The following is a 12,758-nucleotide window of genomic DNA, read 5'->3' as shown; positions in this document are numbered from 1 at the left end:
TCCAGCAGTTCATCGGATCCGCTGAACCCGGCACCGACCTTTGGTGGCCACCGACAAAGCACCCGGCCCGGCATCCGGCTTCGCGGAGGGGTCTGTCGCGCGAAGAGGAGGGACGGATATCGCGGTTCCGGCGCCCTCTGCCCAGCGAGCCGGACTTTGGCGCTGGCTGCTCGTACGATCCGTCCGGTAGGTCGGCGGATCTCTTTCGCCGCGGCCGCTCACTCGGGGCCGTCGACGGACTGGCCGCCGCTGCCGTCGAACGGGCCGGCGAGGTCGCGGGCGATCTCCGGGTCGCTCCAGGCCAGAGCGGTGGACTTCCACGAACGGCGGGCGCGGGCACAGTGAAGGAGCTCCCCGGTGTCCGCTCCGGCCAGGTCTGGGTTGGAGAGAGCCACGATTGGCCGCATGCATCCCTCACTGTTTGCGATCGGTCCCATGGCGATGGCGCGTCGTTCTTGGTTGCGCTGTTGGGAACGCTCGGGATTTACTTGGTCACAGTACGTCAGATCATGGGCCGTTGTCGCGGGGTGATACTCATGCGATGGGGAGACATCGCGCTGTTGATGATGCTGCCCGTAGCGGTGTTCTGCGTCGTGCTGGGGGAGTTGCTGCGGGCGGCGCGCAGGCGAAGTGCGAGGCGTCTGCGCCGGCCAAGGGGCAGAAGGCGTGACTGGCAGGTGAACGCCGCGTGGCAGGAGTGGAGCCGCGAACGGGCGTTGCGCGAGGAGGCGGCGCGGGCTCGGCGTGAACGCCGGCGCAGCGGTGAAGAGCTGGTGCCGGAGCCCGAGAACAGTGCGGAGCGCCTGCGTCGCGACGTCAGGTAGAGGAGCGACCCGTACGAGTCGCCGGACTAGGCGGCTGCCGGCGACAGCGCGACGGTGGAGCGGTCTCGGCACCGCTCTCGTATGGCGGCTCGACACCATCAGTCGAGGTAGGCGGCGGGTATTGTGTCGTCGGTGGCGAGGGGTGGGCCGAGGATCGTCTGGCCGTGGGTTCTGGCTGCTCGCCTACGCCCTCAACCCGCGTGAGCGGGAGGTGCTGCAGCGGATGATCGCGGGCGTGCCGTCCGCCGGGATCGCCGCTGAGCTGCACATCTCCGCCAGTACGGTGCAGGACCACCTCAAGTCTCTCTCCGCCGAGGTCGGCGTACGGAGCCGGGGCCGGCTCGTGCCGCACGTCCTCGGCGAGCACTACCTGCCCAACGCCGTCCTCTGAGGTGGATGGTCAGACCCGTCAATTCCGCGGTACGCCGCCCGCGTCCACCACGTCGCGTAGCTGGGCGCGGGTGGTGACGCCCAGTTTGGGGAACACGCGGTAAAGGTGCGAGCCGACAGTCCGTGGCGAGAGGAAGAGCCGCTCCCCGATCTCGCGATTGGTCAGCCCGCGGGCGGCGAGCCGGACGATCTGACGCTGCTGCGGGGAGAGTTCGGCCAGGCCCGCTGCGTCCGGCACGGTGACCTCCGTACCGGCGGCCCGCAGTTCGGCCCGTGCGCGTTCGGCCCACGGGCGCGCGTCCAGCCGGGCGAAGACGTCGTGCGCCGCGGCGAGGTGCGGTCGCGCCTCGGCGATGCGGCGCCGTCGCCGCAGCCATTCGGCGTACTCCAGCCGCGTCTGGGCCTGCTCGAAGGGCCGGTGTTCCAGCGCCGGCTCCGCCAGCGCGGCCAGGAAAGCGCGCTCGGCCTGCTCCGGGCCGGCCAGCAGCGCACGGCTGCGTTCGACGAGGGCACGCAGGCGGGCGGATCCTCCCTCGGCCAGCACGCGGGCCGAACGTTCGACGATCTCGGCCGCCTCGGTGTGCCGGCCGGTACGGGCCGCCGCCGCGGCGAGCTCCGGCAGCGCCGGGTAGGAGGCGTGGTAATGGACGGGATCTCCGTCGCGGTCGAAGAGCGTCCGGTACTGCTCGTACGCGCTCTCGTAGTCACCTTCGGCCGCGGCGGCGGCAGCAGTGGCGCGGCGGGCGTTCACGGCGACCGACCGGCTCTCCAGCGGATCGACCAGGCGCAACGCCCGTTCGGCGAGGGTGCGGGCCTCGGCCGTGTCGCCCTGGGCGGCCAGCACCATGGCGTCGGCGGCGAGCACGCACGCCGCCGCGTGATCGAGCTTCCCGGCGGCCAGCGCGCCGATGTCGGCGCACACCTCCCGCGCCTGCGCCCAGCGGCCGTACTCGAAATAGGCGAGCGCCGCCACGCCGCCCATCCCGTCGGGGATCGGTCCCCTGGCCCGCCATGACCGCACCGCCTCGTCGAACGTCCGTACGGCCAGCGCGGTCTCGTCCATGATCCAGGCGGCGACGGCGAGCGCGGTCAGCCGTTCCGGATGGTCTCTGGCCGCGATGATCATGTCCGGCAGCCGGGGGACGAGCCGGCGTCCGGCGCCGAACGGGTCCGCCACCATCCGCACCCACTCACGCAGCGGGTCGGCGGGCAGGCGCGGCAGGATCCGGTCGATCTCGCGCCGCTGGGACTCGTCGCCGGAGTAGAAGCGCAGCACGGCGGCGGCGACCAGCGCGCCCAGCGCGGTCGCCGGGTCCGTGACCGCCGGCTCGCCGGCGATCCCGATCAGCTCGGCGAACACGGCGTTGTGCCGCCGGCTCAGCGCCGTCAGCCGTCCGACACGCAGGGTCGCGGCGGCCAGTACGGCGGGGTCGTCGGTACGGGCGCGCACCCGTTCGGCCAGCTCCTCCACCCAGGCCAGCCGGCCGGTGAGCACGGCCAGGCCGGCCGCCTCGACCAGCAGCCGCGTGCCGTCGCCGGGCACGGGGCTCAGCTCCGCGGCGCGGGCCAGCGCCTTCGCCGCCGCCGCGTAGCCGCCCCTGCGACGGGCCCGGTCCGCCGTACGTTCCAGGGCGGCCGACACCTCCGCGTCCGGGTACGGCGTGGCGGCCGCGAGATGCCAGGCGCGGCGGTCCGGTTCGTCGCCGAGGATGTCGGCGAGCGCGCGATGGGCCTGCGAGCGGGCGTCGAAGGGCGCGGACTGGTAGACCGCGGAACGGATCAGCGGATGGCGGAACCGCGCCCACCGGCCGGCCCGCGTGATCAGCCCCGCCCGTTCGAGGGTGATCCACGCGTTGTCGCCGGCGTCGGGCAGCAACGCGAGGACCGCGTCGGGGGGAGCCGCCACGACGGCGGCCGCGAGCAGCAGCAGCGTACGGCGGCAGGCTTCGGGCAGTTCCGCCACCTGGGCGGCGTAGCCGGCCGCCAGCCGCTCGCCGACCGGCAACGGGCCAGGATCGTGGTCGCCGGGATCGCGGGACTGGGCGGCCTTCGCCAGCTCCAGCAGCGCCAGCGGGTTGCCGGCGGCCTCGGTGAGCACCCGGTCGCGGATCCCGGCCGGCAGTTCCGGCGCGCGCAGGCCGAGCAGCCGGCGGGCCGCCGCGTCGTCGAGCGGGGGCAGCGTGATCGCCGGGAACGTGTGCTCGAACTCGGCGAGCGGCTCGTCGTCGCGTACGGCGAGGAGCAGGGTGACCGGGTCGTCGTCCAGGCGCCAGGCCACGAAGGACAGCACGCCGGCGGAGGCGGGGTCGATCCAGTGGGCGTCGTCGACCACGAGCAGCACGGGTGCCTGGCCGGCCAGCCGGGACAGCAGGGTCAGGACCGCTAGTCCTGTCAGCAGGGGCTCGGGTGCGTCTTGTACGTCTTGTACGTCGGGAGCGTCCTCGAAGCCGAACGCCCCCAGCAGGGCCCGGCGCTGCCGCTCGGGCAGCGCGTCCGCCTGGTCCAGTACGGGCCGCAGGAGCTGGTGGAGCCCGGCGAAGGCGAGATCCCGCTCCGACTCGCGGCCGGTCGCGCGCAGCACATGGTGACCCGCATGAGCGGCGCGGCGGGCGGCGTCGTCCAGCAGCGTGCTCTTGCCCGCCCCCGGCTCACCGACGACGATCAGAACGCCGCCACGCGACACGCCGGCTTCGCGCAGGTCGCCGTTGCGCGGCACGCCCGCCCCGACCCGGACGAGCCGGGCGAGCCGTTCGACCTCGGCGTCCCGCCCGATGATCGCCGGCTCACCGGCGGCGGGGAGACCCGCCGCACGTCCGTGCGCACGTTCACCCGCCATCACCCACCTCCTCGTCCGAGCCCGCCCCCCACCACCAACCCGCCGCCATCCTGCCGCGAGCGAGTGCCGGCAGCGACGAGGCGGCCACATCCAGCGCGGACAGTCACATCGGGTGCAGTCATCTGACGGATACCGATGATCCGCCGCCGCCGCGCACGATGGTCGGGCGGAGGCGTTCTCCGGCACCCCACCCATCCAACGGAGGATTCCCCATGGTCAGAGAAACGGTCGACCAGATCACCTTGGGCGAGGTGACGATCACCCGCGTCTGGGAGTACTACGGCCCGGTCGGGATGACGCCCGAGCAGTTCTTCCCGGAGACCTCGCCGCGGACCTGGGAGGACAACTCCTCCTGGCTGGCGCCGCAGTTCCTCGACCCGGAGACGGGCATCGTCAACAGCGCGATCCAGACCTGGCTCCTGCGCAGCGAAGGCAGGACCATTCTCGTCGACACCGGCGTCGGCAACCACAGATACCGACCCTACGCGCCGGTCTGGAGCTACCTCGACACCGGCTACCTCGGCAACCTGGCCCGCGCCGGCGTCCGGCCCGAGGACGTCGACCTCGTCGTCAACACCCACCTGCACATCGACCACGTCGGCTGGAACACGTTCCAGGACGACCGCGCCTGGGTCCCCACCTTCCCCAACGCCACGTACCTGATGCCGAAGCCCGACTTCGACTTCTGGAACCCGGCCAACGACCACAAGTCGGTCTTCGGGCGGGGCAACCAGAACGTGTTCGAGGACAGCGTCCTGCCCGTCCACGAGGCGGGTCTGACCCTGCTGTGGGACGACTCGTACCAGATCGACGCGAACCTGCGCCTGGACCTCGCGCCCGGGCACACGCCGGGATCGTCCGTGCTCACCCTGCTGTCGGGCGCCGACCGGGCGGTGTTCGTCGGCGACATGATGCACAACCCCGTGCAGTTCGTCGAGCCGGACGTGAACAGCTGCTTCTGCGAGGACCCCGCGGCCGCCCGCGCCTCCCGCGCCAAGGTCTTCGGCTGGGCCGCCGACAACAACGCCCTGGTCATCCCCGCACACCTGGGCGGGCACGGCGCCGCCGAGGTGATCAGGGAGGGCAGCGGGTTCGCCGTCAAGGGCTGGGCCCCGTTCGCACCGTACTCCGAGGACATCTGATGAAGCAGCATGTGGACGTCGTCACCGCGCAGGGCACCGTCCGGGGACGGCGCGGCGACGACTCCGTCGTCTTCCTGAACATCCCGTACGCCGCGCCCCCGGTGGGCGCCGGCCGCTTCCAGGCACCGCGCCCGCACGACCCATGGACCGGCACGAGGGACGCCACCGAGCCGGGACCGAACGCGCCGCAGTCCGAACGCAAACTCGGCCGCCTTGATATGTCCCCATATTTCGGACCCGGCTGGATCTCCGGCGACGACTACCTGACCCTGAACGTGTGGGCACCCGAGACCGCCGCCGCCGACGCGCGCCTGCCCGTGCTGGTCTTCGTGCACGGAGGCGGCTTCGTGGCCGGATCCACCCGGTCGCCCCTGTACGACGGCGCCGCCTTCGCCCGCGACGGAGTCGTCCTCGTCACCCTCAACTACCGGCTCGGCATCCCGGGCTTTCTCCACCTGCCCGGCGCACCCGACAATCGGGGCCTGCTCGACGTCATCGCCGCCCTGCGCTGGGTACGCGAGAACATCGCGGCGTTCGGCGGCGACCCAGGGACCGTCACGCTGTCCGGCCAGTCCGCCGGCGCCACGATCGTGGGCGCGGTGCTGGCCACGCCCGAGGCGGAGGGCCTGTTCCGGCGCGCGATCGTCCAGAGTGGCAGCGGCCTCGGAGCCTTCACCACCGAGCAGGCCGCCCGCGTGACCCGCGCCGCCGCCGCGGCACTGGGCATCGAGGCCCGCGCCGGCTCCTTCGCCGACGTCCCCGACCGGCGCCTCGTCGAGGTCATTCCCGAACTGTCGGGCATCGACCTGCGCACCGCCACCCACTACGACCCGCTCATCGGGCTCAGCCCGTTCAGCCTCGTGCTCGACCAGCAGCCCGCCGACGCCGTCGCCGCCGGCCGCGGAGCCGCCGTGGACCTTATGGCGGGCACCACCACCGAGGAGGGCAACCTCTACCTGGCGCCGTTCGAGACCCTGTCCTCCTCGACCGACGCCGACGTCACGGCCGCCGCGACCCGCTCCCACCCGGAGCCCGGCCACCTCGTCGAGACCTACCGCAAGGCACGGCCACTCGCGTCCAGCGGCGAGCTGCGCTCGGCGATCATGGGCGACGCCCTGTTCCGCGTGGGCAACCGGCGGCTGGCCGACGCGCACGCCGCGCATCGCTCGTCCGCCACCTACGTCTACAGCTTCGCCTGGCGCTCGCCGGCGCTGGGAGGCGAACTCGGCGCGGCCCACACCGTGGAGCTGCCGTTCGTCTTCGACGCCACCGCCCTGCCCGGACTGCGCGGGCCCGACGCCCTGCTCGGCCCGGACGAGCCACCCGCCGACCTCGCCGCCCGTACGCACGCGTCCTGGATCGCCTTCGCCACGACCGGGAACCCCGGCTGGGACCGCTACGACGTGCCCCGCCGCGCCACGATGATCGTCGGCGGCGAAGGGACCGTGGCGGACGACCCGCGCGGCGACGAACTACGAGCGTGGCCATGACCCCCTGAGCGTCGTGCCGCCCTCTGCCCGCCGGCCGGGTCAGCCCTCGCCGAACACCGCCCGGCCGAGGGGCGGGACGGCCCCGCAGGTGCGGAAGAACCATCGGGTGGCCGCCCGTCGCAGCGGGTTGCGGTCGATCGCGGCGTCGGTGTTGCGTACGACCGCGCGTACGGTGTCGAACCCGTGGCGCAGCATGTCCGTCTCGTAGTCGTGCAACGCCCGCGCCAACGGCTGCTCGCCACGATCGGCGGCGATGAGCGCGGTGCGGAGCCGGTGGGCGTCACGCAGCGCGGTGTTGCCGCCGAGCCCGCCGACCGGGGGCATCTGGTGGACGGCGTCCCCGAGGCCGGTGACGTTGCCCGTCTCGTCCGGCCGGAGTGGCTGGGCGGCTCGGAACTCGGTCTGGTAGAGGGTGTCCGGGGTCGAGTCGGCGAGCAGCCGGCGCAGGTCGGGATGCCAGCCGGTGGTCCGCCGGGCCAGCATCTCCCGTACGGCGACCGGATCCGCCTGGTCCTTCGCCGTGAAGCCCGGCAGCGCGTCGCGGTGCGCGATGAAGGCCCACAGGATGTAGTCGTCGTCATGGGAGTCCGCCAGCAGGCGCTCCGGCTCCAGCCCGAGCGCGCGTAGGCGGTCGCCGAGCCTGGCGTTGATCGCCGCCGGGTTCTCGCGCCTGCGGAAGACCGCGGTGAACAGGAAGTCCTGGCGGGGCCAGAACGCGTTCATGCCGGCGAGCAACGGCTCCGGCAGCCAGCGCCGGTTCGCCTCGGTGAGGAAGAGTTTGCCGGCCACGGCCGTCGCCGGCAGCGTGGTGCGGCCGGCCTCGGGGCGGAGCTGCCCCCACACGCGGGAGCCGGCGCCGTCGGCCGCGACGAGCACGTCCGCGGTCGCGGTGGTCCCGTCGGCGAACTCCGCGCTCACCGTTCCGTCGCCCGTCCGGGAGAAACCGGTGCACTCCTTGCCGAAGCGGACGACGTCGTCCAGGCCGGCCAGCAGGATCTTGCGCAAGGTGACGCGGCTGACGGCATGCCGGCCGGCCGTGGGGTCCAGCGGATCCGGCTTCCTGCCGCCGTCCCGGCCGATGCGTACGAGCGGCCGCATGCGTTCGTCGCGGAAGCTGATCCCGGGCCCGGGGTCGCCCGCGGTGGCCACCAGCACCTCCCACAGGGCGGGCGGCAGGCAGGCGTGCAGGGCGGTGCTTCCGGTGGGTTCGATGTTCAGCCGGAAGCCCTGGAGTCGTGAGTCGGCCGATCGGTCGCGTTCGTACACGGTGACGGGGATGCCGGCCTGACGCAGTCCTTGAGCGAGGCAGAGCCCGCCGATCCCACCGCCGATCACGGCGACGTGCTTGAGCCGAGCGGACATGCAAACTCTCCTTCCGATGTTCCGATGTTCCGATGTTCCGATGTTCTGATGGGGACGCACCCGCGCTGAGGGGGTGCGGTACATCCGGGCTGGTGGAGGCGGATCCGGGCGGTCACTCCTGGTGCGTGAGTTCGGCGAGCAAGCGCTCGTGCCAGGCCAGCTCCGTCTCCAGCCGCATCAGCGTGTAGTCGAAGGCGACGGCCTCCAGCCTGCTCAGGTGCGGTTCGGCCTCGACGCGCAGGTTGCGCCAGAAGCCGAGCTGCGTGGCGAAGGAGTCGCGCCGCCGCTCGACGGCCGTGCGCAGCTCGTCCTGGCCGATCTCGCCGCTGTGCAGGAGCACCAGCTGGATCGCGTCCGGCCGGAGCCTGGTGTCGGCGAGGACCGACCTGATCAGCGAGACGAGCTCGGTACGGCCCTTGCCGGTGATGCCGTACACCGTGCGGGCGGGCAGGTTGCCCTCCTGCTCCGTACGAACCACCTCGACGACGCCCTCGTCCGCCATCCGGCGCAGCGCCCCGTACAACGATCCTGGCTTGACGTCCGCCCACAGCTCGACCCGGTCCATCTGGGCGGCGGCCCGGATCTTGTGCCCGTGCATGGGACCGCCGTCCGCCAGGGTGCCGAGGATGAAGAGACGAGTTGCTCGCATATGACTACTCAAACACGAGTACTCGCGTCGCACAAGGGTCTGCCGCCTTGAGTAGCCGCCCCCGTCCAAGGGGCTCAACAAGAAAGAGCCCGCCCCGCAGGACGGACTCTTCATGGGTGATCCGGTGTCCGAGACGACGGCTCGGAAAGATCTTGGATCACGTCAAACGTGGAACCTTATCAAGCACTTTCATGTTGTGGGTACTTTGCGGCATAAGTCATCTTAGGATCGGCCATTGTGACGTCCAATGGACTGCATCCCCCTCTCGCCCTGGAAACGTCCGATCCGGTGCAGATCGGCCCGTACCGGATCGCCAGCAGGCTGGGGCAGGGCGGCATGGGCACGGTCTACCTCGCCGAGGGGCCGGCGGGGCCGGTCGCGATCAAGGTGATCAACCGTCTGCTCGCCGTCGACCCGGAGTTCCGCGCGCGGTTCCGGCGCGAGGTGTCGGCGGCGCGCCGGGTGCGGCGGTTCTGCACCGCGCCCGTGCTCGACGCGCAGCTGGACGCCGAGCCGCTCTGGGTCGTCACCGAGTACGTCGCCGGGCCCGATCTGGGGCGGGTGCTGCGCGAGAACGGGCCGCTGGAGGGCTCGAACGTGGAGGCGCTCGCGGTGGGCGTGGCGACCGCGCTCACCGCCATTCACGACGCCGGATTGGTGCATCGCGACCTCAAGCCCGCGAACGTGCTGCTGTCGCCGCTCGGCCCGCGCGTGATCGACTTCGGCATCGCCCGGGCCCTGGACGCCGGTGACCGGCAGACCGCCACCGACATGGTCTTCGGCACCCCCGACTACATGGCCCCGGAGCAGGTCCAAGGGGAACAGGTGGGCCCGCCGGGGGACATCTTCGCCTGGGGCTGCGTGGTCGTCGCGGCCACCGTGGGCGCCTCGCCGTTCGCCTCCTCTAATCTGCCGCACGCGATGTACCGGGTCGTCCATGACGAACCCGACCTGCGGCGCCTCGACCCCGGCCTGCGGCCGATCGTCACGGCGGCGCTGAGCAAGGATCCGGCGCGCCGTCCCACCGCGCAGGAACTGCTGGGCGCGCTGGTGCAGCGGCCGGACGTCGACTCCGCCCAGGTCGCCAGCAGCGTACGGCTCGACCTGAGCCCGCTGCGGAAGAAGGAGGTCAGGGAGAGCCGGGGCCGATCCAGGTCGGCGCGGCACCGCTTACCGGAGGAGACCAGACGGCGCCGGCTGCGGGACGTGCTGATCGGGGCGGGGGCGGCCCTGGTCGTGAGTGCGCTGGTCGCCGCCGCCGTGATGGTGTGGGTGGTGAACTCGGCGCCGGAGACGCCTCCCCGCGGCGAGATGGTGTACCGCGAGACGTTCGCCGCCGAGAATTCGGGCTGGAACAACGAGGGCACCGGGGTGGACACCGGTCAGGGCTACACGGGCGACGGCCGGTACACGATCAGGCTGAAGCGCGGCGCCGGGCACCGGTGGAGCCCGGCGCCGGCGAAGAAGGGATTCCCCGACCGCGCGCTCGCGTCGGTGAAGATGAACTTCTCGGACGCCGGCGCGGAGACCTGGAACGGGGTCTACTGCGAGTACTCCAAGGACGACCAGGTCGCCAACGACATCCTGTACGTCATGGAGATCCGCGGCGACGGGCACGGGAAGATCGCCAAGGTCGTCGGCGGCGTCCCGCGCAACATGACCGGCGACATCCCGCTGCCGGAGGGCGTCGCCAGGGGGAACGCGCTGCTCCGCGCCGAGTGCGTACGCGGTGACGGCCGGGTCGATCTGGCGTTGTGGGCCGACGACCAGCTCGTCGTCCGGCTGGCCGACACCGAGGCGAGCAAGGCCGTCGGCCCGCCCCGCTTCGGGCTGTTCGTCGAGAGCGTCGCCGAGACCCGCACCTATTTCGACGACTTCGTCGTCGCCCGGATCCCCTGACATCCAGGCAGCCGGCCGGTGAGCCGGGCCCGGCGAAGAACTCGCGTCATCGCAGGCCACTCAGCCTGCTGCGCCCGCTCGGCAAGACATTTCGTCGATCTCTTCCAAGGTGGGTTGCGCATCGACATAATCCTCTACCGAGGGCAGGCGTTCACTGAAGTGATTCCGCCAGTCCTTGCTGCCGACGTATTTCTGCAAGGCGATGCGGAGGCGTTGGCACGTATCATGATCGCCCTTGCTTATCGCGAATCCCGTGGATTCGCGAGGGCCGAACCTGATGCCCGCGACGAGATCAGTGCCTTCTCGCTCCGCCAACTGGATGCCGGCGAGTGTCAACCGGTCTCCGACGATCGCGTCCACGGCACGCCGATGCAGCCAGGTGAGGCAGCCGTCAAAGCCCTTCTGGACGTAGGTCTGTACCCCGTTCACGGCCTTCCACAAGGAGCCGAATGTCGTCGACCCGGCAATCGTGCAGACGCGTCGCCCGGAAAGGTGGGAAAGTTTGTCGATATCTTTTTCGCCGCGACGAACCAACACGCCCAGTCGCGAGGACGCGAGCGGACCGACGAAGTCGGCTATTGCTTCTCTGGACGGGATTATGCCCAGCGTGCCGGCGATGTCGACCTCGCCTCCCATCAGCGTGCTCATCGCCCGTTCTCGCGCGACCTTGTTAAAGGTGATCTCTCCCTTGAAGTCGGCAAGATCAAGCAGTCCGGTGATCGCGTCTTCGTTGTAACTCGATTTTGCTCCGTTGAGGCGATTACCGTCGTCCTGCCAGACTCCTGCCACTATGCGCGGGGCATCGAGGAACGAGTCCGGCTCCTGAGGTACGTAGGTGCTGCCCTGGAGCAAAGCGAGCGGCAACATCGCGAGCAGGGCACGGCCGGTCTTCGTCGTAGCGCTCGGCGGCTTCCCGCGGGAGAGGGAAGGAGCCGGACGGGATCCAGGCGCAGGTATGGTCGGCCCTCGCGTCACGGCGAGATTTCCGGCGCTGCCGACGGAACGGCGTTGCGGACGGGGGAAGCCCTGGCCGACCAGTTCCCGGTCGATGTGGCGGTGGATCTCATCCAGGGTGAGCGGGCCGGGTGCGCGTAACGCGTTCAGCAACGCTCCGGTGAATGCGGTGTTGCGGGCACCGAGTGGGGCGTGGGAGAGGGAGTTGGCAGGCGTGGACGTCAGGGTATAGGTGCCCGTCAGATCGAGCTGCCCCAGGGCGAGGCTCCGCCGGTTGCTCATGACTGTGACGGCTTGGCCGGAGAAGCAGCAGTCCAGGAGGAGCACGCGGGCTTTGGCGCGAGCGCTGCCGACCATGCGTTTGACCAGGTCGACGTGGATGGCGGAAAAGCCGACGTGTTCGGCATTCGTGCCGGTCAGAGCGAAATGCAGTGCTCCGGTGTCGTCGAGGACCCCGTGCCCGCAGTAATAGACCAGCAGCAGATCCTCCGCCTCGCGGACGGCGGCGGTCAAGGCCACGCCGACAGCGGCCTGATCCGCCGGATCGGCCAATGTCTGACAATGATCGGCTTCGAGGAGGCCATGTACGGGATGCGTCAGCACGTGACGCAGGTCTTCCAGATTCGTGCGCACGGCCGGGATGTCAGGCAACTGCGGGTCGTGGAAGGTACCCGCCCCGATGAGCACCGCCCGGCTGCCCCTGCCGTCCGGGAACGGCTTACGACTCACCATGCCCCTCGACAGCCGCCGGGAACTGTTCTGCCACCTCCCGCAGCACCGCCGCCGGGTCCGCGGCACGACGGACGTCCACCTCGACCCGCCGCCCGTCGGCAGTGGTGACGGTGACCTTGACGTCGGCGCCGCGGGAGGTGAGCCACGTGCACACCGATTGGATCAGCACCACCACCGCGCCACCGGAGCCCACCGCCACGGTCAGCAACTCCACCGCCGAGCCCATCTCTCCCGGCTCCGGTGCCCGCCGCCGAGGCCGTACCCGCCCGCGCAGTTCGTCCTCCGAACCGAGCCAGTTGGACAACCCCACCGCGTGGGTCTCGGCCTCCGCACCCTCGACAACTACCTGCAGGTCCACAGCATCGGACATCTCAAGCACGAGGTAACGTCCTTTGAATTACGGCTTTTGATATCCATCATGCTAGCGGCCTGGATGTGCTCAGCCTTATCTTGTCGCTAATAGAACGGCCCGCAGCCGCA

The 12,758-nt window shown here is 71.1% G+C and carries 11 protein-coding genes; 5 read left to right on the top strand and 6 right to left on the bottom strand.

What is annotated here, in order from left to right; genetic code table 11:
- Positions 1 to 218 precede the first annotated feature (218 nt).
- Positions 219 to 407, bottom strand: a complete 189-nt coding sequence (locus tag ABFX54_RS04185; RefSeq protein WP_346101545.1) for a hypothetical protein — start codon at positions 405 to 407, stop codon at positions 219 to 221.
- Between the two features lie 129 nt (positions 408 to 536).
- On the opposite strand from ABFX54_RS04185, the gene ABFX54_RS04180 reads away from it, so the two are divergent.
- Together ABFX54_RS04180 and ABFX54_RS04175 are read left to right on the top strand one after the other, a co-directional pair.
- On the top strand, positions 537 to 824 hold the full coding sequence (locus ABFX54_RS04180; protein WP_346101544.1) for a hypothetical protein: 288 nt from the start codon (positions 537 to 539) through the stop codon (positions 822 to 824).
- A gap of 142 nt (positions 825 to 966) precedes the next feature.
- Positions 967 to 1,215: a response regulator transcription factor gene (locus ABFX54_RS04175; RefSeq protein ID WP_346101543.1), complete on the top strand. Its 249-nt coding sequence runs from the start codon at positions 967 to 969 to the stop codon at positions 1,213 to 1,215.
- Between the two features lie 18 nt (positions 1,216 to 1,233).
- Here ABFX54_RS04175 and ABFX54_RS04170 read toward each other — a convergent pair whose 3' ends face one another.
- Positions 1,234 to 4,050, bottom strand: a complete 2,817-nt coding sequence (locus tag ABFX54_RS04170; protein WP_346101542.1) for a helix-turn-helix transcriptional regulator — start codon at positions 4,048 to 4,050, stop codon at positions 1,234 to 1,236.
- 212 nt (positions 4,051 to 4,262) lie between these two features.
- Here ABFX54_RS04170 and ABFX54_RS04165 point away from each other — a divergent pair, with 212 nt between their 5' ends.
- Positions 4,263 to 5,192 (top strand): MBL fold metallo-hydrolase, encoded by a 930-nt coding sequence (locus tag ABFX54_RS04165; protein WP_346101541.1) that lies wholly within the window; start codon positions 4,263 to 4,265, stop codon positions 5,190 to 5,192.
- On the top strand, positions 5,192 to 6,682 hold the full coding sequence (locus ABFX54_RS04160; protein ID WP_346101540.1) for a carboxylesterase/lipase family protein: 1,491 nt from the start codon (positions 5,192 to 5,194) through the stop codon (positions 6,680 to 6,682). The genes ABFX54_RS04165 and ABFX54_RS04160 overlap by 1 nt, the downstream gene beginning before the upstream one ends.
- Before the next feature lie 39 nt (positions 6,683 to 6,721).
- On the opposite strand, the gene ABFX54_RS04155 is transcribed toward ABFX54_RS04160, so the two are convergent.
- Together ABFX54_RS04155 and ABFX54_RS04150 are read right to left on the bottom strand one after the other, a co-directional pair.
- Positions 6,722 to 8,044, bottom strand: coding sequence for an FAD-dependent oxidoreductase (locus ABFX54_RS04155; protein ID WP_346101539.1), 1,323 nt, complete (start codon positions 8,042 to 8,044; stop codon positions 6,722 to 6,724).
- 112 nt (positions 8,045 to 8,156) lie between these two features.
- Positions 8,157 to 8,693: a PadR family transcriptional regulator gene (locus ABFX54_RS04150; protein WP_346101538.1), complete on the bottom strand. Its 537-nt coding sequence runs from the start codon at positions 8,691 to 8,693 to the stop codon at positions 8,157 to 8,159.
- Between the two features lie 237 nt (positions 8,694 to 8,930).
- Here ABFX54_RS04150 and ABFX54_RS04145 point away from each other — a divergent pair, with 237 nt between their 5' ends.
- The gene (locus ABFX54_RS04145; protein ID WP_346101537.1) at positions 8,931 to 10,592 is read left to right on the top strand and encodes a serine/threonine-protein kinase; all 1,662 of its coding nucleotides are present in this window, start codon (positions 8,931 to 8,933) and stop codon (positions 10,590 to 10,592) included.
- 60 nt (positions 10,593 to 10,652) lie between these two features.
- Here ABFX54_RS04145 and ABFX54_RS04140 read toward each other — a convergent pair whose 3' ends face one another.
- On the bottom strand, positions 10,653 to 12,278 hold the full coding sequence (locus ABFX54_RS04140) for a caspase, EACC1-associated type (protein WP_346101536.1): 1,626 nt from the start codon (positions 12,276 to 12,278) through the stop codon (positions 10,653 to 10,655).
- Positions 12,265 to 12,648, bottom strand: a complete 384-nt coding sequence (locus ABFX54_RS04135) for an effector-associated constant component EACC1 (protein ID WP_346101535.1) — start codon at positions 12,646 to 12,648, stop codon at positions 12,265 to 12,267. The genes ABFX54_RS04140 and ABFX54_RS04135 overlap by 14 nt, the downstream gene beginning before the upstream one ends.
- Positions 12,649 to 12,758 lie beyond the last annotated feature (110 nt).

The organism is Nonomuraea maheshkhaliensis, from assembly GCF_039529435.1.
Classification (GTDB): Bacteria; Actinomycetota; Actinomycetes; order Streptosporangiales; family Streptosporangiaceae; genus Nonomuraea; species Nonomuraea maheshkhaliensis.
The sequence above is the reverse complement of the archived record's forward strand: the minus strand, read 5'-3'. Positions and strand labels throughout refer to the sequence as shown.

Bases quoted from the DNA above. Each gene is read 5' to 3' on its own strand.
- ABFX54_RS04135 (WP_346101535.1), bottom strand. From the start codon at position 12,648: ATGTCCGATGCTGTGGACCTGCAGGTAGTTGTCGAGGGTGCGGAGGCC.
- ABFX54_RS04165 (WP_346101541.1), top strand. From the start codon at position 4,263: ATGGTCAGAGAAACGGTCGACCAGATCACCTTGGGCGAGGTGACGATC.
- ABFX54_RS04170 (WP_346101542.1), bottom strand. From the start codon at position 4,050: ATGGCGGGTGAACGTGCGCACGGACGTGCGGCGGGTCTCCCCGCCGCC.
- ABFX54_RS04180 (WP_346101544.1), top strand. From the start codon at position 537: ATGCGATGGGGAGACATCGCGCTGTTGATGATGCTGCCCGTAGCGGTG.
- ABFX54_RS04160 (WP_346101540.1), top strand. From the start codon at position 5,192: ATGAAGCAGCATGTGGACGTCGTCACCGCGCAGGGCACCGTCCGGGGA.
- ABFX54_RS04185 (WP_346101545.1), bottom strand. From the start codon at position 407: ATGCGGCCAATCGTGGCTCTCTCCAACCCAGACCTGGCCGGAGCGGAC.
- ABFX54_RS04155 (WP_346101539.1), bottom strand. From the start codon at position 8,044: ATGTCCGCTCGGCTCAAGCACGTCGCCGTGATCGGCGGTGGGATCGGC.
- ABFX54_RS04150 (WP_346101538.1), bottom strand. From the start codon at position 8,693: ATGCGAGCAACTCGTCTCTTCATCCTCGGCACCCTGGCGGACGGCGGT.
- ABFX54_RS04140 (WP_346101536.1), bottom strand. From the start codon at position 12,278: ATGGTGAGTCGTAAGCCGTTCCCGGACGGCAGGGGCAGCCGGGCGGTG.